Source organism: Methylobacterium sp. 17Sr1-1 (assembly GCF_003173775.1).
Classification (GTDB): domain Bacteria; phylum Pseudomonadota; class Alphaproteobacteria; order Rhizobiales; family Beijerinckiaceae; genus Methylobacterium.
Genome location: NZ_CP029552.1, coordinates 4371348 through 4394623, shown reverse-complemented (window position 1 = coordinate 4394623; position 23276 = coordinate 4371348). Strand labels below are relative to the sequence as shown.

Genomic DNA, 23276 nt, shown 5'->3' with positions numbered 1-23276 from the left:
TCTCGATCACTCCCCGTCGATCTTCGCGCCGATGATCGCGATGGCGCGCTGGTAGACCGAGGCGGCGTTCCAGCCCTGGATCGCCGCGAAGTTCGGCTCGCCGGGCTGGTAGCCGGCGCCGGCGCGCCAGCCATGGGCCTTGAGGAAGTTCGCGGTCGAGTTCAGCGCGACCGAGGCGTTGTCGAGGCTGCCGCCGGTGCCGTAGTTCAGGACGTTCTTCGGCAGGAACTGGGTGTGGCCGATCTCGCCGTGGGCGGCGCCGCGGGTGTTGGGGCTCAGCACGCCGCGATCGACCAGGGTCAGGGCGGCGTAGAGCTGGTCGGTGAAGTAGGCCGAGCGGCGGCAATCATAGGCCAGGGTCGCCACCGCCGAGAGCGTGTTGACGTTGCCCTTCACGGCGCCGAACGCCGTCTCCATGCCCCAGATCGCCAGCAACGGGCCCGGCGGCACGCCGTAGCGCTGCTCGATCGAGTCGAACAGCCCGGCCTGCGAGCGCTTCATCGCCCGGCCGCGCGAGATGATCGACGCCGCGCCGCGCTTGGCCATGAACTGCTCGAGGGAGAGCTTGAAGCTCTTCTGGCCCCGATCGGCCGCGATGGTGGCCGACGAGTACGACGTCCCCATCAGGGCCGAGATGGCGGCGGGGCTGGCGCGCCCGCGGGCCTCGTCGGCGAATTCCCGCTTCCAGGCCTCGAACCCGCCGGCCGAGTTGCCGCATTGCGCGGCCTGCGCGCCGCCGGCCAGCACCGCGAGACCCGCGGCGATCAGGGCCCTCCCGTAACCGCTTCCGATCATCGAACAACACTCCCTCGGAGCCGCGCCGCAGGCCTCGGGACGTCGGGCCGCCGCGGCTCCCATTTTCCGGCAATCGATGCCTGCCCGTGGGGCGACGCTACAGTGCCGTCGTCTGCGGAATCTTTACGGCGGAACTGCAACTCGCGCCGAATCCGGCCTTTCGCCCGCGAGCGTGGCCGGACTCGTCGGGTGACATGTAGGGCGGGGGCAGCCGCGGCAGGAAAACGGTCCGCACGCGTGACCTTTCGGCCACGCTGGCAGGTCAGGCCGAGAGCCCGAAGATCGTCCGCGCCTCGGCCGGGCTGGCGGGGGCGCAGTCGAGATGGGCGAGCAGGCTCACGGCCTTCTCGACCAGAGCCGCGTTGCTCGGGGCGAGTTGCCCGTGCGACAGGTAGAGGTTGTCCTCGAGCCCGACCCGGACGTGGCCGCCGGCGGTGGCGGCGAGCGCCACCATCGGGAACTCGGCCCGCGAGATGCCGAAGGCCGACCACACCGCGTCCCGGGGCAGGCGGTCGCGCATCTGCAAGAGGGTCTCGGGCGTCGCCGGCGCGCCCCACGGGATGCCGAGGCAGATCTGGAACATCGGCGGCGACTCGAGGTGCCCCTCCGCCAGGAGGTGACGGGCGAGTTCGATCTGGCCGAGGTCGAATACCTCGATCTCCGGTTTCGCCCCGGCCTGGCGGATCAGCGCCGCCATCGCCCGCAGGTGCGCGGGCGTGTTCATGAAGGCGTGCTCGCCGAAATTCATCGTCGCGACGTCGAGGGTGCAGATCTCGGGCTTGAGCGCCGTGACGTGCCGGGTGCGCGCCTCCGGCGAGGCCAGCGTGGTGCCGGGGCCCGCCACCGCCGGGTCGGGATCGCCGACGACGTAGCGCCCGCCCGCACCCGTCGTGAGGTTGAGGATGACGTCCGAGTTCTTCTCGCGGATCCGCTCCACCACCTCGCGGTAGAGCGACAGCTCCATGCTGGGCTTCGCGGTGGCGGGATCGCGCACGTGGATGTGGACGATCGCGGCGCCGGCCGCCGCCGCCTCCAGGGCCGATTGCGCGATGGCCTGCGGGCTCACCGGCACCGCCGGGTTCTTCGAGGGCGTATCGAACGAGCCGGTCAGGGCGCAGGTGATGACGGTCTTGCGCGACATGGGTGCCTCCCGCTTCAGAGCATGCCGCCGTCGACCACCAGGGTCTCGCCGGTGACGTAAGCAGCGCCGGCGGCGAGGAACAGCATCGCCTGCGCGATGTCCTCAGGTCTCGCCATCCGGGCGAGCAGGGTGCGCGCCACCGATTCGGCCTTGCGCTCGGCGGACCATTGTTCCGTCCACGGCGTCTCGACCAGGCCCGGCGCCACGGCATTGACCCGGACCTCAGGGGCGAGCGCCCGGGCGAGGCTGCGGGTGAGGTTCACCAGCCCCGCCTTGCTCGCCGAGTAGGCGAGGCTGGAGCCGCGCTGCCCGAGCCCGGCCACCGAGGCGGTGTTGACGATGGCGCCCTTGGCCTGGCGCAGGGCCGGCGCCGCCGCGTGGGCGCAGCGGAAGGGGCCGATCAGGTTGGTCGCGAGGATCGTCTGCCAGAACTCCTCGGTCATCGCGTCGAGGTCGGTGAAGGCGATCGGCGTGGTCGTGGCCGGGGTGCCGGCATTGTTGATGAGCACGTCGAGGCCGCCGAGCGCGTCGATCCCGCGCGCCACCATCGCCTCCGCCTCGCCCGGCACCGAGACGGTGCCGGGGAGCGCCCGGACCTTCAGCCCCTCGGCGGAGAGCCGCGCGGCGGCGTCGGGCCCGCGGGCATCCTCGGCGAGGTGGTTGAGTGCCACCTCGGCGCCGCAGCGGGCGAAGAGCGTGACGGCCGCGAGCCCGATGCCCGAGGCGCCGCCGGTGACGAGCACGCGGCGCCCGCGCAGATCCGCACTGATCATTGGAGTTTCCACCCTGCGAAACGTTGTTTCGCGGGAGAGTGGCAGGGCAGGGCGGGGCTTGTCCAGCTTCGATCGCGCATCGGGGGTGCGCTGCCCGCGTGCCTCGACGGCGGTGGCGGCCGTGCCATGATCGGGGGTCGGGGAGGGGTCGGTGCCGGACGTCTCTCTCCGCTGGCGCAGTGCGCTCAACGGCCTTGAAGCCCTCCGCGTCATTCCGGGGCCGCGCAGCGGAGCCCGGAATCCATGAACGCAGGTGGCCCAGGACGAAGCGGGTCGTGTTCCGCTTCGTCCTGCACGTTCGGCGGTTCCGGATCCCGGGCTCTCGCCTTCGGCGAGCCCCGGGATGACCCTGGTCGATGGGAACGTCTGGGCAAATTTATCCGTGATCTCGCTTCAGCGAAGTATCAATAGTCCCAGAAGATCCGCTGCAGCTCCTTGGTGTCGCTGGTCTTCGTCAGGGCGACCGCCGCCAGGATCTTGGCCTTCTGCGGGTTGAGGTCGTGGGCCACGACCCAGTCGTACTGGTCGTCGGGCTGCTCGGCGTTGCGCAGCACGAAGCCGTCGCCGACGCGCGAGGAGCGAATGATTAGCGTGCCCTTGGCGCGCAGGTCCTTCAGCGTATCGACGAGGTAGCCCGCCACCGAGCCGTTGCCGGTGCCGGCATGCACGATCGCCTTGGCGCCCGCCTGCACGGCGGCGGTGTAGGCCGACGGGTTCATGTTGCCCGAGCCGTAGACGATCGCGACCTCCGGCAGGGTGTCGATCGTGTCGATGTCGAACTCCGACGACGCGCCGTGCCGCTTCACCGGCGCGCGGAACCAGTAGGTCTTGCCCTCGACCACCATCCCGAGCGGACCCCACTGGCTGAAGAACGCGCTCGGCTTGATGTTGACGCGCTTCGTCACGTCGCGCCCGGCCTGGATCTCGTCGTTCATCGTCACCAGCACGCCCTTGCCCCGGGAGGCGGGGCTCGCCGCGGTGGCGACCGCGTCGGCGAGGTTGAGGGCGCCGTCGGCCGAGATGGCGGTCGAGGGCCGCATCGAGCCGACGACCACGATCGGCTTGTCGCTCTTCACGACGAGGTCCAGGAAGAGCGCGGTCTCCTCCAGGGTGTCGGTGCCGTGGGTGACCACCACCCCGTCGACGTCGTCCTGCTTCAGGAGGGCCGAGATGCGCTTGCCGAGCTGCACCAGCTGGGCGTTGGTGAAGCTCTCGGAGGCGATCTGGAACACCTGCTCGCCGCGCACGTTGGCGAGCTCGCTCAGGGACGGCACCGCGGCGATCAGCTTGTCCACCGGCACCTTGGCGGCCTGGTAGGTCGCGCTGTTGCTGGCGTCCGCCCCTGCACCCGCGATGGTGCCGCCGGTGGCGAGGATCACCACGTTGGCCTTGCGCGCGGCGGCCGGTGCCGTCGTCGCGGTCGTCGGCATCTCGCGAGCGGTCGCCGCGCCGGCGAGGGGCACGCTCGCGAGCATCAGGGCCGCGAGGGCGGGCAAGAGGTCAAGCACGAGGGCAGGGCCGGGGCGGCGCATGGTCGGGTCCTTCCGATGAGGAATCGAGGCCTTGAGCGGGTACCAGCCCCGCGCCTCCCCCGCCAGCGTCCCGATGCTGGATTGCCGCAGGGACGCGCAGGCCGACCCGGCAACTTTTCGCAGAATCGGGCGTTCTCAAGATACATGACGCCAAGCGTCCCGTGCCAGCGGTGACTGGTACACTCGACAGTTCAGGAAACGACCATGTCCGCCTCCCAGGACGCTCTCAAGCCGCGCTTCTCGCAGCACATCGACATCCACTGCCCCGACGACCGCGCCTATTGGGCCGGGCATTTCGGCGTGAGCGGCGAGCAACTGCGCAGCGCCGTGAAGCTGGTCGGCTCGCGGGTCTCGACCGTGGCGGCGCATCTGGGCCATCAGGCCGCGTAATCTTTCGGACTCCGACAAGTCTGGCGCCGCGGGCCGCGATCGGCCCGCGGCGTTCTGCTGTTCCGAGCCCGCTTGTCGTCATCGCGCCAGCACCGCGAGCCATCCCGGCACGCCTGCTCCGTTCTGCCGCCTGATCTCCGCCGGCTCCAGCAGCGCGACCCTCAAGCCCGCCGCCGCCGCATCCTCCTGCAGGCTCTCGACCCCGTGGGCGTAGCGGCCATCCGCCCCGAGCACCGTGCCGCGCGCGCCGGCATGGCCCTGTACCGTGAAGGCGAACAGGCCGCCGGGGGCCAGCACCCGGGTGGTCTCCCGCAGCACCGGGCCGATCTCGCGCAGGTAGATGAACACGTCCGCCGCCACCGCGAGGTCGGCGCTCGACGGCGGCTCGGCTCGCAAAAAATCCCGGAGGTCCCCCTCGTGCAGGCGGGCGTAGAGGCCGGTGCGGCGCGCCTCGGCCAGCATGCCGGGCGAGAGGTCGATGCCGGCGAGCGTGCCGGCGATCCCGTCGAGGGCCCGGGCCATCAGGCCGGTGCCGCAGCCGAGGTCGAGCACGCGCGGAAAGGAGGCGTCCGGCCCGCGCAGCCGCTCCAGCGCCTCACGGATCAGCGCCGGGCCGCGATACCCCAGGCCCTCCACCAGGTGGCGCTCGAAGCGGCCGGCATAGCCGTCGAACAAAGCCCGGACATAGGCCGGCGAGATCGCCTCCTCGGCCGCCAAATCGAATTCGCCCAAGTCGAGTTCGTCCCAGTCGAACTCCTCCAAGCCGAGCTCCACCAGGTGCAGGCGGGCGCCCAAGGAATCCTCCGGATCGAGGGCGAGCGCGGCCCGGAACGCCTCCGGGGCGTCTGCCCGCAGGGCCGGGTCGGCGGCGCGGGCGCGGCCGAGCAGCAGCCAGGCCGGGGCGTAGCCGGGGGCGCGCTCCAGCACCTGGGCGGCGAGGTCGGCGGCGGCGCCCGCGTCGCCGTCGGCCAGGACGGCCTCGGCCCAGGCGTAGCGGCGGTCGGCGAGGAGGTCGCCGGAGGAGCGGGCGGGGGCGGGCATCGGGGAGTTCCGGGGACGGGACGGACGGATCGGGCCGCCTATATACCCCCCTCCGCCTCCGTCGAGAGGCTTCGTCCGCCGACGAGACGCAATGGCGCCGCGCCCCACCGACCTGCTCACCCTGACCCGCGAAGGCCTCTACTGCCCGCCGGGGGACTTTCACGTCGATCCGGTCCGCCCGGTACCGCGCGCGCTTATCACCCACGGCCATGCCGACCACGCCCGGGCGGGCCATGGCGCGGTGCTGGCGACGCCCGAGACCCTGCGCATCATGGCGGTGCGCTACGGCGAGGACTTTTGCGGGACCCGCCAGGAGGCGCGGCTCGGCGAGGCGATCCGGCTCAACGACGTCACGGTGCGCTTCCACCCCGCTGGCCATGTCCTCGGCTCGGCCCAGATCGCGATCGAGCGGGGCGGCTGCCGGATCGTCAATTCGGGCGACTACAAGCGGGCGCGCGACCCGACCTGCCTTCCCTTCGAGGTCGTGCCCTGCGACGTGTTCATCACCGAGGCGACCTTCGGCCTGCCGGTCTTCCGCCATCCGGTCGCCCGGGACGAGGTGCGCAAGCTGCTCGACTCGGTCCGGCTCTTCCCCGAGCGCACCCACATCGTCGGCGCCTACGCGCTCGGCAAGGCGCAACGGGTGATGGCGCTCCTGCGCGAGGAGGGCTTTTCCGAGCCGATCTACCTGCACGGCGCGATGGAGAAGCTGACCGATCTCTACCGCCGCGAGGGCATTCCCCTCGGCGAGACCATCAAGGTCGTGGCGGCGGAGCGACCGAAGCTCGGGGGCAGGATCGTGATCTGCCCTCCTTCCGCGATCCAGGACCTGTGGTCGCGCAAGTTTCCCGATCCGGTCACCGGCTTCGCCTCGGGCTGGATGCGGGTGCGGGCCCGCGCACGCCAGAAGGGCGTCGAGCTGCCCCTCGTCATCTCCGACCACTCGGACTGGGACGACCTCTGCCGCACCATCCAGGAGACCGGCGCCAGCGAGGTCTGGGTCACCCACGGCCAGGAGGACGCCCTGGTGCATTGGTGCGGGACGCAAGGGATCCGCGCCAAGCCCCTGCACATGCTGGGCTACGGCGACGAGGGCGAGGCCGAGCCGGAGCCCCCGGGATCAGGCAGCGAGGCCGCCGACGGCAAGGCTGCGGAGAGCGCCGCGTGAACGACTTCGCCCACCTCCTCGACCGCCTCGCCTACGAGCCGCGCCGCAACGCCAAGCTGCGCCTGCTCCAGGACTTCTTTCGCCATACCCCGGATCCCGACCGCGGCTACGCGCTGGCCGCCATGACCGGCTCTTTAAGCTTCCGCGAGGCCAAGCCCGGCCTGATCCGCGGCCTCGTCGAGGAGCGGGTCGATCCGGTGCTGTTCCGGATGTCGCACAACTACGTCGGCGACCTCGCCGAGGCCACCGCCCTCATCTGGCCCGGCCGCGGCGACGAGCCGGGCCCCGGCCACAACAACCCGCCGGTGCCGACCCTGTCCGAGGTGGTCGAGGCGTTGGGCACGATCGGCAAGGGCGAGCTGCCGGCGCGCCTCGCCGGCTGGCTCGACGCCCTCGACGAGACCGGGCGCTGGGCGCTCCTCAAGCTCATCACCGGCGAGCTGCGGGTCGGGGTGTCGGCGCGCCTCGCCAAGACCGCGGTGGCGAGCCTCGGCGGGCACGAGGCCGACGCGGTGGAGGAGGTCTGGCACGGGCTCGCGGCGCCGTACCCCGAGCTGTTCGCCTGGGTCGAGGGCCGGTCCGGCCCGCCGGAATCGGTCAACCCGGCGCCGTTCCGCCCCGCCATGCTCTCGCATCCCATCGAGGAGGAGGCGGATCTGGAAAAACTCGATCCCGACGCGTTCTCGGCCGAGTGGAAGTGGGACGGCATCCGGGTCCAGCTCGCCGGCGGGCGCGACCGTGACGGAAGGCAGGTCCAAAAAATCTACTCGCGCACCGGCGAGGACATCTCCGGCGCCTTCCCGGACCTCGCCGAGGCGATCACCTTCTCGGGTGCGCTGGACGGCGAGCTGCTGATCCTCCGCGAGGAGCGGGTGCAGAGCTTCAACGTGCTGCAGCAGCGCCTCAACCGGAAGGCGGTGACGCCGAAACTCCTCCAGGACTTCCCGGCCCATGTCCGCGCCTACGACCTCCTCGCCGAGGACGGGGAGGACCTGCGGCCGCTCGGGTTCGCCGAGCGCCGGGCCCGGCTGGAGCGCTTCGTCGCCGGGCTCGACCACGCCCGCATCGACCTCTCGCCCCTCGTTCCCTTCGCCGACTGGCCGGCTCTGGCGGCGGCGCGGGCCGACCCGGCCTCCGTCGGCGCCGGGCCGGACGCGGACGCGATCGAGGGCGTGATGCTGAAGCGGCTCACCAGCCCCTACCAGCCCGGCCGGCCCAAGGGCCCGTGGTGGAAGTGGAAGCGCGAGCCCTACCTCGTCGACGCGGTGATGATGTACGCCCAGCGCGGCCACGGGAAGCGCTCGTCGTTCTACTCCGACTACACGTTCGGGGTCTGGCGCGAGGCGCCGGACGGGGCGGAGGAGCTGGTGCCGGTGGGCAAGGCCTATCACGGCTTCACCGACGAGGAGCTGGCCAAGCTCGACCGCTACGTCCGCAACCACACCACCAAGCGCTTCGGCCCGGTGCGGGAGGTCGAGTACGGCGTCGGCAAGGGTCTGGTCCTCGAGATCGCCTTCGAGGGCGTGCAGCGCTCGACCCGGCACAAGTCGGGCGTGGCGATGCGCTTTCCCCGCGTCAGCCGCATCCGCTGGGACAAGCCGCCGGCCGAGGCCGACCGGATCGAGGCGCTGGAGCGCATCCTCGCCCGCGGCGAGAAAGAGACTCACCCCGGACGGGAGATCGCCGAATGAGACGCGTCGAGATGATCGCGCAAGGACCGCTCACCCGCCAGGTCACCGGGCGCCTCGCGGTCGATACGAAGGGCCCGGGCTTCAGCGAGATCACGGCCGAGGTCGCGGGCTTCGTGCGCGAGGCGGGAATGCGCCACGGCCTCCTCACGGTGTTCTGCCGCCACACCTCAGCCTCGCTGACGATCCAGGAGAATGCCGACCCGGACGTGCGCACCGACCTGATGACCGCCCTCGACCGGCTGGCGCCGCGGGACGCTCCTTACGTCCACGGCATCGAGGGGCCGGACGACATGCCGGCGCATATCCGCACGCTGTTGACCGACGCGGCGCTGACGATCCCGCTGGTCGACGGCGCGCTGGCGCTGGGCACCTGGCAGGGGATCTACCTGATCGAGCACCGCGACCGGCCGCATCGGCGGGAGATCGTCTTGAGCCTCGTCGGCGGGTGAGGGCAGACGATCGTTCCTCCATGCTGGTTCCCGCAGTTCGCTGGGTGTGAATGCAGTGCGGTGCGATGCGCGATCCGTCCGGATTTCGCATGACCAAGGCTTGTTCTGACCTGCCTATGGATCGACGGGCTCAGATCGTCTCGTCAGATCGTCTCGGGCGACGAGTCGACTGGCCCTGCGGCGAACAAGTCGGGCCGACGCAAGTGCAGGGCCTGAGCGAGAACCAGGGTCTTCATGTCCCGCAGACGGCCCTCGCTCATGAGCCTGGCCAGATCGCGAAAGCTCACCTCCTCGACCTCCATCCGTTCGCCTTCATGCGCGAGGCCTCCTCCGGCTCCGGTCCGCGCCGCAGACGTATACGGTGCCAGGTAGAGCCAGATCCGCTCGGACGACACGCTCGGCATCGCATAGGCACGCACGACGAGTTCGAGCTCGACCAGCTGCACGCCCGCTTCTTCGAACGCTTCCTCGATCGCGGTCACCTCCGCGGCCTTCCCGTCGAGACCGCCCGCGGGAACCTCCGGGAGCGGCTCCGGATCGCCCCAGTACAAGGGGTTGACCGGGTTGGCCTTGGCCATCGCGCGGTCCTCGGCCTCCTTCCACCAGGAGGCGACGCCCTTCTCGATGCCCTTGCGCCAGGCGCCGTCCTCCTTCTGCTCCAGGAGCGGCAGCAGCGCGCGCAGGGTCTCGGCGGAGTCGCCCTGGAGCGGCACCTCCATCGGGTAGCGCAGGGACAGCATCTCGGGCGCGAGGTCGATCTGCACGCCGCGGGCCTGGCCTTCCTGCGGCAGGAACTCGGCCCAGGGGAAACCGGAGCCGATCATCAGGAGCGTGTCGCACTCCGCCATCATGTCGGAGGAGGGCTTGGAGCCGAGCAGCCCGATCGTGCCGGTGACGAAGGGCAGGTCGTCGGGGAGCGCCGCCTTGCCGAGCAGCGCCTTGGCGACGCCGGCCTGGAGGCGGTTCGCCACGGCGATCACCTCGTCGGTGGCGTGGAGCGCGCCGGCGCCGACCAGGATCGCGACCTTCTCGCCGGCATTGAGCACGTCGGCGGCGCGCCTCAGGTCGACCTCGAAGGGGACGACCCTCGGGGCGGTCCAGCCGACGCCGGAGAAGGTGTTGCCGTGCTTGCGCACGGGGGCCTCGTAGGTGGAAGGCTGATTTTCGAGTTGTGTCTCACAGAAAAATGATAGAAACTGCGCCGCAGAGCTTGGACGCATGCCCTGAGCATTAGGGTTTAATGTAATGAGCCATGTAGATTTGGCTAAGATATGTAAAGTGCTATTTATAATATTATCTATTATGCTCTATTTTTCTAATGAATCATCGCTTGCCGAAGATTGGCCAAGACAGCCGCTACATCCGGCACTGAAAAACAAGCCAAGTCTATTCGATGATCCCCATACAGTCCTGGGAGATCGTTTTCCTTGCCGCATAACGCGCTGTTCTTCAGAAGCCCATCAAATCTTAGTTTGTATCTTGATCATCACATGTCTTCCGCAGAGCTAATCCAAAATGGCAAAGCAGTCGAACTGCATGTGGGCAGGAGGCTTTCTGCTGAAGAGTTGATCACTAGCTTCAGAGGAAGGGTTTTTGATCAGCAACTTGGATCGGGATATATCGTGATGATAAGCACATTTTAGATACCACCCCCGATTCTAACACATCACCTTCCGGCAACTTGGAGATCCTAATAACCCCGATGACTGCTCGTGCAGTAAAAATGGAAGTTTATTCCAACGGCTATGAAGCAGACGGCGAAACAATCGCAATAAGTCAATCGACTGGTCAGCCCTTAAAAGATTTTAAACCAGGCGGATATGGCTATTCGCAACGCTTGGCCCGATAGGGAATGGCTATTTTATTACTGTGACACATTCTTTTGACTCAACCCGGACTAACAATGACAACAATCAAACAGTGCGATTTAAGGCTCAAAAAGCTTATATTGATAATCAAGAAGCTACATGGACAGATCTGAGAACTTGGGATCCCGTGGAACGTCCTGGAGGTCGTTCGGCAGGATGATCGCCGCGACCTTGCGCTCGGCCTTGGCGACGCGCATCGCCCGGTCGACGATGTGGCGCACCGAGGCCGGGGAGGCCGCCTGCTGCACGTAGGCCGCGACGTCCTTGTAAATGCTCGTGAGGTCGAGCTCCTGCTGGTAGTGGGCACCGTTGACGTTGCGCGCCTGCTGGCCGGCGATGGCGAGCAGGGGCACGTGGTCGGAATAGGCGTCGTACATGCCGGTCAGAAGGTGCGTCGCGCCCGGTCCCGAGGTGGCGAGGCAGACGCCGACCTCGCCGGTGAACTTGGCGTAGGCGGTCGCCATGAAGGCGGCCATCTCCTCGTGGCGCACCTGGATGAACTCGAATGGCAGGTCGTTGCGCTGGAGCGCGCCGAGCAGGCCGTTGATGCCGTCGCCCGGGTAGCCGAAGATCGTCTTCACCCCCCACTCGGCGAGACGCTTCCAGAAGAAATCGGCGACGGTGTCGGCCATGGCTGCTCCTTGGGAGCCGTGCGGCATCGCGAGCCCGATCCGGGCCCTGCGGTGATTGCGGCGACCGGCTCTTCAGCGTGCCTCCTGGGACGGTGTCCTTTGGGCATTGCCTCGGTCGCTGGGCTAACCGGCATACTCCAGGGATGTTCCTGGCCAGGATGCCTCCGGCTCGTGTCGCGTATTTCCGGCCTGCATGGGCGGTACGCGGGGATCAGCCTCGTGCCCGCGTGGCACGCCGAGGCCAGTCCGGCGGCGAGCTGCGGGGCGCCGGGGACCTCGGCGCCGATCAAGCAGGGACAGGGCGCGAGGATGCACCTGCGGATTCGACCCCGCGGAGACGGTGCCATCCGCGTCTCTCACCGGTTCGCCATCCGGCTCAGCACGTCGGCGAGCGTCAAGGTGAACAGGATCGCGGCCCAGAACAGGCCGCAGGCGGCAACGACGCGGACGAGGCCGCTGGCGTGCTTGAGCCGCATGAACACCAGGGCGACGAGCGCGGTCTTGACCCCGGCGATCCCGAACCCCAAGGCGGTGTCGATGCGTCCGTACGGCCAGTAGGCGGCCCAGGTGCTCAGGGCGAGAAGGAGCATCAGGCCGGCCCAGACCCACAAGTTGCGGCGCCACAGGGCGCCGGGGGTCTCGGTGCTCTTGGATTCGGCCTCTGCGCTCATCCGGACCGTCCCGGCAGGTAGAGCATCGGGTAGAGGAAAACCCACACCACATCCACGAGGTGCCAGTACAGCGCCGTGACCTCGACCTGCGGATTCTCCTCGAGGAAATCGACGTCGCGCCAGCCCATGACCGCAAGGCGCGTCACCAGGGCGATGCCGATGCTGAGGTGGATCGCGTGCACCACCGTGACGAGCCAGTAGAAGCCGAAGAAGATCTGGGCCGGCGCCTGGCTCAGGGCGAAATGCGCACCCGGCACCAGGTGCTTCTCGATATCCTCGCGATACTCGAAGCCTTTGACCACCAGGAATGCGAGGCCGAAGATTGCGGTGGCCGCGAGGCACCAGAGCGTCAAGCGGCGGAATAGCCCCTTCTCGGCGGCTTGCGAGGCGACCGCCATGGTCAGACTGCTGGTGAGCAGGATCGCGGTGTTGAGGGTGCCGAAGACGATGTTGGTTTCGCGCCCGGCGGCCGCGAAGGCCTCCTGGTTCGCCAGGCGCGCGGCAGTGTAGGTCAGGAACAGGGCGCCGAAGAACAGCACCTCGCTCGCCAGGAAGACCCAGATCCCGAAGGTGGCGCCGTCGCGCTGGCGCGCGAAGGCGGTCGCATGGTCGGTCTCGAGGTCGCTCCAGGGTTCGCGCAAGCGAGCCTCGATGTCGGGGTGTCCCTCGCGCAGGCAGGCCTCGACGTCGGCGCGGCTCATGTCAGCGACCCTCGCGAGGGAAGCCGCGGCTGGTCGTGGACCGGGGCGACCCCTTCCGGATGGTAGTTGTACGGCCCGCCCTGGACCCGGGGCGAGCCGAAGAAGTTCTGCCGCGGCGGCGGCGAGGTGGTGCGCCATTCGAGCCCGCTCGCGTCCCACGGGTTGTTCGTCGCCCGATCGCCGAACAGCAGCGACCAGGTGAGGTAGCCGAGCGGCATCAGGTAGGCCACCGCCAGCACTGCGGCGCCGGCCGACGAGAGCACGTTCCAGATCTGGAACTCCGGCGGATAGACGTGGTAGCGCCGCGGCATCCCGAGGTAGCCGGCGATGAATTGCGGGAAGAACGTCAGGTTGAAGCCGAAGAACATCAGGATCGCGGCGAAGCGCGCCCAGGTCTCGGGATAGGTCCGTCCGGTGATCTTCGGCCACCAGAAGTGCAGGCCGCCGAAATAGGCCGAGACCGAGGCGCCGACCATGATGTAGTGGAAATGCGCGACGACGAAGTAGGTGTCCTGGACGTGGACGTCGACCGGGATCGAGGCGAGGAACAGGCCGGTGAGGCCGCCGAGCGTGAACAATCCGACGAAGCCGAGCGCGTAGAGCATCGGCGATTCGAACCCGACCTGGCCGCGATAGAGCGTGCCGGTCCAGTTGAACACCTTGATCGCCGACGGCACCGCCACGACGAAGGACAGGAACGAGAACACCAGGGCGGCGTAGGGCGACATGCCGGAGGTGAACATGTGGTGGCCCCAGGTGAAGAAGCCGATCACCGCGATCGCCACCAGGGCGTAGACCATGAAGGTGTAGCCGAAGACCTTTCGTCGCGCGAAGCAGGTGATCAGCTCCGAGACCACGCCCATCGCCGGCAGCACCATGATGTAGACCGCCGGGTGCGAGTAGAACCAGAACAGGTGCTGGAACAGGATCGGGTCGCCGCCGCGGGCGGGATCGAAGATCGGCAGCCCGAAGGTGCGCTCGGCGACGACCAAGAGCAGGGTCACGGCGAGCACGGGCGTGGCCAGCACGAACATCAGGCTCGTCGTGTACATCGCCCAGACGAAGAGCGGCAGGCGGAACCAGGTCATGCCGGGCGCCCGCAGGAGGTGGATCGTCGCGATGAAGTTCACACCCGTCGCGATCGACGAGAAGCCGGTGGTGAACACGCCGAGCACGGTGAGCGAGACCCAGGTGTTGGAGAACACCGTGGAATAGGGCACGTAGAAGGTCCAGCCGGTATCGACGCCGCCGAGGAGGAGCGCCGCGACGGCGAGCGATCCCCCGCCGACGTTGAGGTACCAGCTGATCAGGTTCAATTTCGGGAAGGCGACGTCCCGGGCCCCGATCATCAGCGGCACCAGGAAGTTGCCGAGCGTGTTGGGAATGCTGGGGATCAGGAAGAACCACACCATCACCACGCCGTGGAGCGTGAACAGCTTGTTGTAGGTGTCGGCCCGCAGCACGTCGGCCTCGGGCGTCGCGAGTTCGAGCCGCACCAGCGTGGCCGCGGCGCCGCCGATGAAGAAGAACACCGTGATGGTGATCGCGTAGAGGATCGCGATCCGCTTGTGGTCGGTGGTGAGGAGCCAGGAGCGGACGCTGTGCCCGTCGGCGAGGTAGCTCACCGGGAGGCGCAGGTCGAGTTCGTCCGGGTCGGCGAGGCCGGTGGGGCTGGCGGTGGTGCTCATCGGGAGCCTCTTTCTTGTCCCTCCCCCGGGCGCGGCGGAGGGTGCCCGGCGGAGCCAGGCGGGAGAGGGGACGACGCTTCCGGAGGGGGCGCGGCCGCCACGAAGGGCGCCATCCGGATCGGCGTCGCGCTGCCCCTCTCCCGCTCCAGCACAGGTGCTACGCACCCGCCGTGGGGCACCCTCCCCCGCAGAGGGGGGAGGGAGCGGACCCTCGCGGCACTCACGGCCGCACCCCCGGTCCCGCCGGAGCGGGCTCGTCGAGCACCGGCGCGCCCGGCACCATCGCCGGGCTGCGCTCCCGCACCCCGCCGGGTACGTTGGAGCGCATCTCGGGCGTGCCGAGGCTGCGCACCACCCCAGGCTCGGAGCCGAGCGCGCGGATGTAGGCGGTGATCGCCTGGATCTCGCCGTCGTCGAGGAGGCCGGCATAGCTCGGCATCACGGGGGCGTAGCCCGCCACCACGTCGCGCCCGGGCTGGAGGATCGAATCGCGGATGTAGGCGGCGTCGGCGGTGGCGAAGCGGCCGCCTTCGAGGGGCACCGGGCGCTCCCAGATTCCGGCGAGGCTCGGGGCGTGCACGGCCGAGCCAGGGGCGTGGCAGCCGGCGCAGCCGCGCTCGGAGAACAATCGCTCGCCCTGGTGGGCGAGGTCGTCGCCCTCGGGCTGCGCCGACAGCCAGCTTGCATAGGCTTCCGGCTCCATCACGATGACGCGGCCGAGCATCCGGGCGTGGTCGGTGCCGCAATACTCGGTGCAGAGCAGGTGGAAGGTGCCGGTCTTGGTGGCCTGGAACCAGGCCTCTGTCTGCTGGTCGGGCAGCACGTCGCGCTTCAACCGGAAGGCCGGGACGAAGAACGAGTGGATCACGTCCTGCGAGGTCATGATCAGCTTGACCGGTTTGTTCACCGGCACGTGCAGCTCGTTGATCTCGCGGGCGCCGTTCGAGGCCTGCGTCTTCCACATCCACTGCTTGGCGACGACGTGGATCTCGATGGCGTCCGGCGGCACCGAGTAGGCGCCGATCTCCGCCGAGGCCGCCCACCAGAAGACGAACACGAACAGGAAGATCGTCGCGGCGGTCCAGCCGATCTCGAACTCGCGCGAGACGATCTCGGGCAACGGATGGCGGTTCGCCTTCGAGCCGCGGCGGAAGCGGATCGAGAAGACCAGGATGAGGCCGATCACCAGGGCGAGGATCACCGCCGAGGCGATCGTGAGCCCGATGAAGATCCGGTCGGTCAGTACCGCCTGGAGGGAGGCGGTTTCGGGCATGAGGAGGCCGGCCATCAGCGCACCTCTTTCGGCGAGTCCGCGACGGTGCCGGGCGGCGGCAGCGGGCTCGCGGCGCCGCCGCGGCTGCCCAGAGGCGGGACGCGCTCCGGCTGCAGCGGGGCGGCGTAGGCGTCCGATCCGCGCTCGCCGAGGCGCCGCATCGCCTCCGTCACCGGCATGCGGGCGATGCCGCGGGTTTGGTCGACCCACCCATAGGTGTCGAGGCGCCGGCGCTGGTCGGCGAGCAGGCGGGCGAGGTCTCCTTGCGGGTCGCGCTGCAGGGCCGGGCCGGCGAAGGTGCGGGGCTCCTCGGTGTTGGGGCTGGTGATTACCATGTCGCGGTAGAGACGCATGCCTGCGAGGGTCACGGCGACGAAGACCACGATGAACAGGCCGGCGAGCAGCACCGGTTTCAGGCGGATGTCGGGCGCCTCCGGCGGCCCCTCGGCATGGCCGACCGCGTCGTCGCGCACCGGTTCGGCGGTGTCAGGCATGCCGGAGCCTCCCTCCGAGCCGGCCGGCGAGGCGCAAGGCCAGGCGCGCGACGACGACGAGCCCGGCGAGCCACAGCCCGGCGGCGAGTGCCGCCCCGCCCGCTCCCGGTCCCCAGGCCGGCAGCACGAGCCAGCAGGCGCGCGAGGCGAGCCCGACAAGGACGAGAAGTCCGACGAGCCGCAGGGCCCCGGGGCTGCGCCGCACCGCCCCGAGGAGCAGGAGCAGGAACGGGAGGAGGCCGCCGGCCGCGACCGAGGCCGCCATCAGCGCCGGGTAGGGCTCGGCCGCACGCCGCAGGTAATAGGCGGCCTTGGGCGGCAGGTCGCCGTACCAGGCCACCACGTAGGACATCAGGCCGATGTAAAGCACGCCGAGCAGGGTCGCGAGCAGCAGGTTGGCGAGGTCGGGCGCGGTTCTCTCGTCGAGCCCGCGCGGGCTCGCCACGGCGGCGAGGCTCAAGGCGGCCAGGATCTGGTGCAGGGCGAACCCGGCGCCGAAGGCCGAGGAGGTGAAGCGGGGCTCCAGCGACAGGATCCAGTCCACCGGAACGAGGCTGATGGTCAGGCCGTAGAAGGCGAGGCCGAGGCCGGCGACGAGCCGGGTGCGGCGCCCGGCCAGCACCAGCCCGGCCAGCACCGACCAGCCGAGGAGCGCGACCGCGCCGCGGGCCACGAACAGGAGCGGGTTGAGGTAAAGGGCGGCGACGTCCGGCTCCACCGCGCCCGGATCCGCCGCCCAGGGATAGAGCGCCGGCAGCGCCAGCGCGACGCCGAGAAAGCCGAGGGCGACGAGCGGCAGGAGCGCCGCAACCGGCCGCAGGACCGGCGCCAGCGCCTCGCCCCAGCGCCCGCCGGTGATGCGGTGGACGAGCAGCAGCACGAGGGCGCCCGCGGGGGCGGCGCCGAAGGCGATCCAGGCGAGGAGCCAGCCGCGGGCGAGGGCCTCGGTCACGGACGCCCCTCCGGGTTTACCTCTGCCGGAATTTTCTCCGCCAGCCCCGGCACCTCGGCGATGCGGGCGCCCTGGGAGAGCTGGAGGGCGCGGATATAGGCGGCGATCGCCCAGCGGTCCCGCGGCTCGACGCGGTTGGCGTAACGATACATGACGCCGTAGCCGTTGGTGATGACGTCGACGAGGTAGCGGGCGGGCGCCGCCCGCAGCCGGTCCTCGTGGTAGGAGGGAGGCCTGGGAAAGCCGCGGGCGACGATCATGCCGTCGCCGTGGCCGGTCAGCCCGTGGCAGGGGGTGCAGATCGCCTCGTAGCGCTCGCGCCCGCGCCGCAGCAGCGCGGCGTCCACCGGCGGCGGATCGGCGAGCGCCGCCTCGTCGGCGAGCGCGCCCTGCTGCACCGTCCCGTCCGGAGGGTTGCGGGCCTCGGCCCCGTCGGCCCAGAGCTCGGCGCGGCGGTAGACGCCGTAGCGCTTCTGCCGCGCCATCGAGAGGTCGTCGCAGGCGCCGAGCAGCAGGAGCGACGGGAGGAGGACGGAGCACAGGAGCCGGCCGGTCACGGATGCGTCTCCGCCACCAGTCCGGCCCCGGCCTCCTCGAGGAGCCGGCGCAGGGGTTCCGGGTCGCCCTTCGGCGCCACGAGGAGCAGGAAGCGGTCCTGGCTCGCCCGCTCGAATTGCGGCATCACGAAGAGCGGGTGGTGCAGCCGCGGCAGCCCGCAGGTGACAAGGAAGATCGTAAAGCCCGCGATGGCGGCGGCCAGCACCCCGACCTCGAACGGCACCAGCACGAAGACCTGCCAGCTGTGCAGCGGCCGGCCGCCGGAATTGAGCGGGTAGTCGTGGACGGCGCTCCACCATTGCAGGGCGTACATCGCGGCCGCCGCGCCGAACCCGGCGAGCGCCATGGCGGGCCGGATCCAGCGCGGGGCGGGATCGAAGGCCTCGGCGAGCTCTTCGAGGGGGAAGGGCGTGAAGGCGTCGACGGCGCGGTGGCCGTCCGCCCGGGCGCGGCGCAACGCGGTGACGAGGGCGTCGGGGGTGTCGAACGCGGCGAGGAGCGGCGTGGTCACGGGTGCGCCTCCCGGCATCCGTGCTCCATCACGCCGCCCCCTCGTCCCGCGCCAGCTGTCGGACCTCGTGCATCGAGACGATCGGCAGAAGGCGCGCCAGCACCAGGAACAGGAAGGCGAACAGCCCGAGCGGTCCCACCAGGATCGCCAGATCGTAGAGGCTGGTGTGGTAGGTCCGCCAGAGCGTGACGGCGTGGCCGTGCGAGAGCGTGTTCCAGACGATCAGGATCCGCTCGAGCCACATGCCGACATTGATCAGCACCGAGATTCCGGCGAGCCACCACAGGTTCCGCCGCACCCGGCGCCACCACAGCGCCTGAGGCGCCAGACAGTTGCAGAACAGCAGCAGGCCGTAGAGCGGCGCGTAATCGCCGGTGAAGAAATACCCGACGACCGTGCGGTCGGCGTGCTCGCCGCCATACCAGGCGGTGAACCACTCGGTGGCGTAGGAGAACGCCATGACGATCGAGGCGAACAGCATCACCTTCGCCATGGCGTCGAAATGCGCCGGCGTGATCATCGCCTGGAGGTTCAGGCCCCAGCGGATCAGGATCGCCAGCACCACCACCATGGCGAAGCCCGAGAACATCGCGCCGACGACGAAGTAGGGCGGAAAGATGCTTTCCTGCCAGCCGGGCATCAGGCTCGCGGCGAAGTCGAGCCCGACGATCGAGTGGACCGAGCAGACCAGCGGCACGGCCAGCGCCGCCATGGTGAGGTGGTAGGTCTCGTAGGCGCGCCAGTGCCGGGCGGAGTTGCGCCAGCCGAGCGCCAGCGCGCCGTAGATCACCCGGCCGGCCCGCGTCCGCGCGCGGTCGCGCATGGTGGCGAGGTCCGGCAGCAGGCCGGTGTACCAGAACAGGGCCGAGAACAGGAGGTAGCTCAGGATCGCCCAGAAGTCCCAGACCAGGGCCGAGCGCCATTGCGGCCACAGATCCATGGTGTTCGGGTAGGGCGCCAGCCAGTAGGCATAGAGCGGCCGGCCGAGATGGATGATCGGGAACAGCCCCGCGATGGCGGCGGCGAACAGGGTCATCGCCTCGGCGAAGCGGTTGATCGAGGCGCGCCAGCGCTGGCGCGTCAGCAGCAGCATCGAGGAGATCAGCGTGCCGGCATTGCCGATGCCGATCCACCAGACGTAGTTGGCGATCGAGAAGCCCCAGACCACGGTGGTGTTCACCCCCGACAGCCCGATCCCGACCGTGAGCACCGCCCCGATGGCGCCGAGCGTCAGGACGACGAGGGGCAGGGTGCAGAGAAGCGCGATCACCCAGGCGCGGCCGAAGCCGGTCCGCAGGACCGGATCGGCGACCGCCGCCGAGATCGCCCCGTAGCCCAGGCGCTCGGCGTCGATCAGCGGGTGGGGCTGCCCGCTCACGTCCGGTCCTCCCGGGCGGGATTGCGCAGGTCGGCGAGGTAGGTGGTGCGCGGCCGGGTGTTCAGCTCCGCCATCAGCGCGTAGTGGCGCGGATCCGAGCGCTGCGCCGCCACCGGGCTGTCCTTCGCCGCGAGGTCGCCGAACCGGATGGCGCGGGTCGGGCAGGCGGACTGGCAGGCGGTGGCGACCTCGCCCATCGGGCGCCCGTCGCGCTCGGCGGCCTGGCGCTCGCCCGCGATGCGCTGGACGCAGTAGGTGCACTTCTCCATCACGCCGCGGGCCCGCACCGTGACGTTCGGGTTGCGCTGCGCCCGCACCGGCGCGGCGCCGAGATTCGCGTATTCCTGCCCGTCGGCGTAGCCGAAGAAGTTGAAGCGGCGGACCTTGTAGGGGCAGTTCGCCTCGCAGAAGCGGGTGCCGACGCAGCGGTTGTAGACCTGGAGATTCAGCCCCTCGCCGTCATGGACCGAGGCCGCCACCGGGCAGACCGGCTCGCAGGGCGCGTGCTCGCAATGCATGCACGGCACCGGCTGGAACCCGGCCTCGATCCGCTCCGGTTTGCCCGCGTCGTAGATGTCGACGCGCAGCCAGTGCATCATCCGGCCGCGGGCGATCTCGTCCGGTCCCACCACCGGCACGTTGTTCTCCGACTGGCAGGCGATCACACAGGCGTTGCAGCCGATGCACGCCATGGTGTCGATCACCATGCCCCAGGCATGGCCGTCGGCGTCGCCCGTCCAGGGGGCCAGCAGCGTGGGCTGATCCGACCCGTTTCCCTTGGGCGTGGACGCGGCCAGCGCCGCGAGGTCGATGCGCGGGAAGAGCTTCTCGGTCTCACCCTCGATCTGGGTGTAGCTCTGCGTGCGCAGGATCGCGTGCCGTTCGTCGAGCGGCGTGAGGCTCACGTCGCGGACCAGCCGCCCCGCGCCCTCCCGCATGAGCCGGTAGCCGTCGACCCCGACGTCGTTGCCGATCGGCCCGGCCCGGGGCCGGCCATGGCCGACGCTCAACCCCGCCACCCCGTCGGCGACCCCCGACACGACCGCCACCGGCGCGACCACCGAGATGCCGCGAACGGTGACGCTCACGCCCTGGCCGTCCTCGACGCCGCGCCGCGCGGCCTCGCGGTGCGAGAGGAGGAGCGCGTTGCCCCAGACCTGCTTCGTCACCGGATGCGGGCATTCCTGCAGCCAGGCGTTGTTGGCCGAGCGTCCGTCCCACAGGGCCGGGTCGGGGGTGAGCAGGAGGGTGAGGTCGCACGGCGGGGGCGCCGGCGGCAGGACCGGCAGGGCAGGCTCGGGGGTCGGAACCGGTGCGGCGGCGCTGCCCGGAATCGTCCCGTCATGCAGGCAGCGCCGCCACCAGCCCTCGAACTCGCGGTCGTCCGGGCGGCGGTGCCGCTCCCAGATGCCTTGCCAGGTCTCGCGCACGATGTCGTAGCCGCGTCGCGTCTCGGCGCCGGTGAGCAGGTTCAGGATCTCGTGCGCCGAGCGGCCGCCGTAGAGCGGGCGCAGCAGGGGCTGGACCAGGCCGGCCGTGCCGTCGGTCGCCCGCAGGTCGGACCAGGATTCGAGGTCGTGGGCGAGCGGCAGGTGCCAGTGGGCCGCTCCCGCTGTCTCGTCGGCATGCGTGCCGGCCTGAACGCTGAACGGCACCCGCCGCAGCAGCTCCGGAAGCCCGAGACCGGCCGGCGCGGTGTGGACCGGGTTCGTGCCGAGGATGGCGAGGCAGGAGACCTTGCCCGCCGCGATGTCCTCGCACAGCCCCGCGAGGTCGCCTGACGGATGGTCCGGCAGCGCGTCCGGCGGCGCGATCCAGTCGATCGGTGCCGCCAGCCGGGCGTTGAGCCAGTGGGCGAGGGCATGGAAGGCGGGATCCAGCGCCTCGCCGACGAGCACCACGGCGTGGCCGGGATGCCCGCGCAGATCGGCCAGGATGTCTTCCGCGAAACGGCGTTCGTCATCCCCCAAGCCGGGCTCGGGCAGGCCGGCGCCGAACCCGTTGGCGAGATGGACGAGGAGGGCGGCGACCGCCTGCGGCGCCAGGGCGCGGCGCGCGTCGGCCTTGATGCCGGTGAGCGTCGGCAGGCTCTCCGCCACGTGCAGGCGGCCGAACCGGGCCGGGTCGCGGCGGCGCTCCATCAGGGCGGAGGACAGGCGGATCTGGTCCGGCCCCGGCCCGAGGGGATCGGCCTCCAGGCAGACGACGATCTCGGCCCGGTCGAGCCGGGGCAGGGCGCGCAACGGGCGCCCGAAGGCCAGGGCGGCGCCGGCCCGGGCGTTCGCCTCGTCGAGCGGTTCGTGGACGTGCCAGGCCGCCTCCGGCATCGCCTCCCGCAGGGCCGCGATCTGGCGCAGCAGCGTCGGCGAGGTGATCCGGCCGGTCAGCAGCCGGAAGCCCGCCCCGCGTCGCGCCCGCGCCTCGGAGAGCGGCCGGGCATAGGCCTTGCCGAACGCCTCCCAGGAGGCGATGCCGCTCGTCCGCTCGCTCGGCGCGCGGGAGCGGTCGGGGTCGTAGAGATCGAGGATTGCGGCTTCGAGGAAGACGTCGGTGGCACCGCGGCTGCCGGGATGGAGCGGGTTGCCCTCGATCTTGATCGGCCGGCCGTCGACCGCGATGGCGTGGACGCCCCGGGCGAAACCGGAGAGGGGAAGCGCCGTGGCGTAGCGTGCCGGCACCCCGGGCAGGAGCTGCTCGGGCTGGCGGACGTAGGGAAGGATCTCCTCGTCCGGCCGGGAGCACCCTCCCGCCGCGAGCGCGATGCCGGCGCCCAGCAGCTGCAGGGCCTCGCGGCGGTGAAGGCCGGTCAGCGGTGGCATATCGAGCACTCGCTGAGCCGCGCCGGCGACTTCACGTGATAGGCGGCGAGGCGGGCGCTCTGCTCCGCCTGATCAGCGGGCGGCGTCCAGGTCATGTCGAACACCGCCTCGCGCGGACGCAAGTTCGGCCCGGGATTGCGGTGGCAGTCGAGGCACCAGCCCATGGTGAGGGGCGCGACCTGCCGCATCAGGTTCATGGTCTGGACCGCGCCGTGGCAGGTCGAGCAGCCGACGCCCTTGGCGACGTGGACCGAATGATTGAAGTAGACGTAGTCCGGCAGGGCGTGGACCCGGCGCCAGACCAGCGGCCGCCCCTCGGCGAGGCTGGTGCGGACGGGAGCCAGCATCGGCGCGTTGGTCCAGATCTGCGAGTGGCAGCTCATGCAGGTCTCCGTCGGCGGGATGCCCGCGAAGGCGGCCTTCTCGACCGAGGTGTGGCAGTAGCGGCAGTCGATCCCGAGCCCGCCGACATGGTGCTCGTGGCTGAACGGCACCGGCTGCTCGCGGGTCACGTCCTGGGCGGTGACGTAGGGCGAGCGCCACAGGGTGGTGGCCATCCCGACCGCGAGGACCGGAACGACGGCGATGCCTGCGAGGACCACGCGCGCCAGGGTGTCGGCGCCCGGACGAAAGATCTGCGCCATTCCGCTTGCAGTCTCGCTCCCCGATCCGCCAGGCGGTGTTCGCGCCGCATCCGTAGCAATATACTCAGTCTGGGTATTATGGTTCCGTCGCCTGGATCGAGGGACCG

20 protein-coding genes and 2 pseudogenes are annotated in these 23276 nt (G+C 70.2%); 4 read left to right on the top strand and 18 right to left on the bottom strand.

The annotated features are described in order from the left end of the window. Positions 1–6: 6 nt before the first annotated feature. From DK412_RS19835 to DK412_RS19820, 4 genes are all read right to left on the bottom strand, one after another. The gene (locus DK412_RS19835; protein ID WP_109973347.1) at positions 7–795 is read right to left on the bottom strand and encodes a lytic transglycosylase domain-containing protein; all 789 of its coding nucleotides are present in this window, start codon (positions 793–795) and stop codon (positions 7–9) included. 262 nt (positions 796–1057) lie between these two features. Then, positions 1058–1936, bottom strand: a complete 879-nt coding sequence (locus DK412_RS19830; protein WP_109973346.1) for a 3-keto-5-aminohexanoate cleavage protein — start codon at positions 1934–1936, stop codon at positions 1058–1060. Between the two features lie 14 nt (positions 1937–1950). Then, positions 1951–2709: an SDR family NAD(P)-dependent oxidoreductase gene (locus DK412_RS19825; protein WP_109973345.1), complete on the bottom strand. Its 759-nt coding sequence runs from the start codon at positions 2707–2709 to the stop codon at positions 1951–1953. Positions 2710–3113: 404 nt separating this feature from the next. Continuing rightward, entirely contained in the window at positions 3114–4184 is a 1071-nt protein-coding gene (locus tag DK412_RS19820; RefSeq protein WP_245447774.1) for an asparaginase, read from the bottom strand. 261 nt (positions 4185–4445) lie between these two features. On the opposite strand from DK412_RS19820, the gene DK412_RS19815 reads away from it, so the two are divergent. Beyond that, positions 4446–4631: a DUF3606 domain-containing protein gene (locus DK412_RS19815; RefSeq protein ID WP_109973343.1), complete on the top strand. Its 186-nt coding sequence runs from the start codon at positions 4446–4448 to the stop codon at positions 4629–4631. A gap of 78 nt (positions 4632–4709) precedes the next feature. Here the strand turns inward: DK412_RS19815 and DK412_RS19810 are convergent, their stop codons facing one another. Continuing rightward, positions 4710–5672: a methyltransferase domain-containing protein gene (locus DK412_RS19810; protein WP_109973342.1), complete on the bottom strand. Its 963-nt coding sequence runs from the start codon at positions 5670–5672 to the stop codon at positions 4710–4712. Between the two features lie 91 nt (positions 5673–5763). Between DK412_RS19810 and DK412_RS19805 the strand changes: the two genes are divergently transcribed. Genes DK412_RS19805 through DK412_RS19795 form a run of 3 tightly spaced genes read left to right on the top strand, consistent with a single transcriptional unit; the run spans position 5764 to position 8980 of the window. Continuing rightward, positions 5764–6840 (top strand): ligase-associated DNA damage response exonuclease, encoded by a 1077-nt coding sequence (locus DK412_RS19805; RefSeq protein ID WP_109973341.1) that lies wholly within the window; start codon positions 5764–5766, stop codon positions 6838–6840. Further along, a complete protein-coding gene (locus tag DK412_RS19800; RefSeq protein ID WP_109973340.1) occupies positions 6837–8531 on the top strand; it encodes a cisplatin damage response ATP-dependent DNA ligase in 1695 nt (564 codons plus the stop codon). The genes DK412_RS19805 and DK412_RS19800 overlap by 4 nt, the downstream gene beginning before the upstream one ends. Beyond that, on the top strand, positions 8528–8980 hold the full coding sequence (locus DK412_RS19795; protein WP_109973339.1) for a secondary thiamine-phosphate synthase enzyme YjbQ: 453 nt from the start codon (positions 8528–8530) through the stop codon (positions 8978–8980). The genes DK412_RS19800 and DK412_RS19795 overlap by 4 nt, the downstream gene beginning before the upstream one ends. Positions 8981–9531: 551 nt before the next feature. On the opposite strand, the pseudogene DK412_RS19790 reads toward DK412_RS19795, so the two are convergent. The 13 genes and pseudogenes from DK412_RS19790 to DK412_RS19735 all read right to left on the bottom strand — a co-directional run. Beyond that, positions 9532–10128 (bottom strand): annotated as a pseudogene (locus DK412_RS19790) (thiamine pyrophosphate-requiring protein); the annotation flags it as partial. Between the two features lie 848 nt (positions 10129–10976). Beyond that, positions 10977–11480 (bottom strand): annotated as a pseudogene (locus DK412_RS19785) (thiamine pyrophosphate-binding protein); the annotation flags it as partial. Between the two features lie 356 nt (positions 11481–11836). Next, the gene (locus DK412_RS19780; RefSeq protein ID WP_109973338.1) at positions 11837–12151 is read right to left on the bottom strand and encodes a cytochrome C oxidase subunit IV family protein; all 315 of its coding nucleotides are present in this window, start codon (positions 12149–12151) and stop codon (positions 11837–11839) included. Continuing rightward, positions 12148–12852: a cytochrome c oxidase subunit 3 gene (locus tag DK412_RS19775; RefSeq protein ID WP_109973337.1), complete on the bottom strand. Its 705-nt coding sequence runs from the start codon at positions 12850–12852 to the stop codon at positions 12148–12150. The genes DK412_RS19780 and DK412_RS19775 overlap by 4 nt, the downstream gene beginning before the upstream one ends. Next, entirely contained in the window at positions 12849–14540 is a 1692-nt protein-coding gene (ctaD, locus tag DK412_RS19770; protein ID WP_109973336.1) for a cytochrome c oxidase subunit I, read from the bottom strand. Before ctaD ends, DK412_RS19775 begins: the two co-directional genes overlap by 4 nt. A gap of 220 nt (positions 14541–14760) precedes the next feature. Continuing rightward, complete coding sequence (gene coxB, locus DK412_RS19765; protein ID WP_109973335.1) at positions 14761–15828, bottom strand: cytochrome c oxidase subunit II; 1068 nt, start codon at positions 15826–15828, stop codon at positions 14761–14763. After that, entirely contained in the window at positions 15828–16307 is a 480-nt protein-coding gene (locus tag DK412_RS19760; RefSeq protein WP_109973334.1) for a hypothetical protein, read from the bottom strand. Before DK412_RS19760 ends, coxB begins: the two co-directional genes overlap by 1 nt. Next, entirely contained in the window at positions 16300–17259 is a 960-nt protein-coding gene (locus DK412_RS19755; RefSeq protein WP_109973333.1) for a hypothetical protein, read from the bottom strand. Before DK412_RS19755 ends, DK412_RS19760 begins: the two co-directional genes overlap by 8 nt. Further along, entirely contained in the window at positions 17256–17744 is a 489-nt protein-coding gene (locus tag DK412_RS31090) for a cytochrome c (RefSeq protein ID WP_245447772.1), read from the bottom strand. The genes DK412_RS19755 and DK412_RS31090 overlap by 4 nt, the downstream gene beginning before the upstream one ends. A gap of 68 nt (positions 17745–17812) precedes the next feature. Next, positions 17813–18328, bottom strand: coding sequence for a DUF3341 domain-containing protein (locus tag DK412_RS31085; RefSeq protein ID WP_245447110.1), 516 nt, complete (start codon positions 18326–18328; stop codon positions 17813–17815). 28 nt (positions 18329–18356) lie between these two features. Beyond that, a complete protein-coding gene (nrfD, locus tag DK412_RS19745; protein WP_109973331.1) occupies positions 18357–19706 on the bottom strand; it encodes an NrfD/PsrC family molybdoenzyme membrane anchor subunit in 1350 nt (449 codons plus the stop codon). Then, a complete protein-coding gene (locus DK412_RS19740; RefSeq protein ID WP_109973330.1) occupies positions 19703–22525 on the bottom strand; it encodes a 4Fe-4S dicluster domain-containing protein in 2823 nt (940 codons plus the stop codon). Before DK412_RS19740 ends, nrfD begins: the two co-directional genes overlap by 4 nt. Next, positions 22513–23169: a cytochrome c3 family protein gene (locus DK412_RS19735; RefSeq protein ID WP_109973329.1), complete on the bottom strand. Its 657-nt coding sequence runs from the start codon at positions 23167–23169 to the stop codon at positions 22513–22515. The genes DK412_RS19740 and DK412_RS19735 overlap by 13 nt, the downstream gene beginning before the upstream one ends. Positions 23170–23276 lie beyond the last annotated feature (107 nt).

What these genes read in the sequence shown, in the direction of transcription:
- DK412_RS19835 (WP_109973347.1), bottom strand. Translation starts at nt 795, where the DNA reads ATGATCGGAAGCGGTTACGGGAGGGCCCTGATCGCCGCGGGTCTCGCG.
- DK412_RS19830 (WP_109973346.1), bottom strand. Translation starts at nt 1,936, where the DNA reads ATGTCGCGCAAGACCGTCATCACCTGCGCCCTGACCGGCTCGTTCGAT.
- DK412_RS19825 (WP_109973345.1), bottom strand. Translation starts at nt 2,709, where the DNA reads ATGATCAGTGCGGATCTGCGCGGGCGCCGCGTGCTCGTCACCGGCGGC.
- DK412_RS19820 (WP_245447774.1), bottom strand. Translation starts at nt 4,184, where the DNA reads ATGCTCGCGAGCGTGCCCCTCGCCGGCGCGGCGACCGCTCGCGAGATG.
- DK412_RS19815 (WP_109973343.1), top strand. Translation starts at nt 4,446, where the DNA reads ATGTCCGCCTCCCAGGACGCTCTCAAGCCGCGCTTCTCGCAGCACATC.
- DK412_RS19810 (WP_109973342.1), bottom strand. Translation starts at nt 5,672, where the DNA reads ATGCCCGCCCCCGCCCGCTCCTCCGGCGACCTCCTCGCCGACCGCCGC.
- DK412_RS19805 (WP_109973341.1), top strand. Translation starts at nt 5,764, where the DNA reads ATGGCGCCGCGCCCCACCGACCTGCTCACCCTGACCCGCGAAGGCCTC.
- DK412_RS19795 (WP_109973339.1), top strand. Translation starts at nt 8,528, where the DNA reads ATGAGACGCGTCGAGATGATCGCGCAAGGACCGCTCACCCGCCAGGTC.
- DK412_RS19780 (WP_109973338.1), bottom strand. Translation starts at nt 12,151, where the DNA reads ATGAGCGCAGAGGCCGAATCCAAGAGCACCGAGACCCCCGGCGCCCTG.
- DK412_RS19775 (WP_109973337.1), bottom strand. Translation starts at nt 12,852, where the DNA reads ATGAGCCGCGCCGACGTCGAGGCCTGCCTGCGCGAGGGACACCCCGAC.
- ctaD (WP_109973336.1), bottom strand. Translation starts at nt 14,540, where the DNA reads ATGAGCACCACCGCCAGCCCCACCGGCCTCGCCGACCCGGACGAACTC.
- coxB (WP_109973335.1), bottom strand. Translation starts at nt 15,828, where the DNA reads ATGGCCGGCCTCCTCATGCCCGAAACCGCCTCCCTCCAGGCGGTACTG.
- DK412_RS19760 (WP_109973334.1), bottom strand. Translation starts at nt 16,307, where the DNA reads ATGCCTGACACCGCCGAACCGGTGCGCGACGACGCGGTCGGCCATGCC.
- DK412_RS31090 (WP_245447772.1), bottom strand. Translation starts at nt 17,744, where the DNA reads ATGGCGCGGCAGAAGCGCTACGGCGTCTACCGCCGCGCCGAGCTCTGG.
- DK412_RS19740 (WP_109973330.1), bottom strand. Translation starts at nt 22,525, where the DNA reads ATGCCACCGCTGACCGGCCTTCACCGCCGCGAGGCCCTGCAGCTGCTG.
- DK412_RS19735 (WP_109973329.1), bottom strand. Translation starts at nt 23,169, where the DNA reads ATGGCGCAGATCTTTCGTCCGGGCGCCGACACCCTGGCGCGCGTGGTC.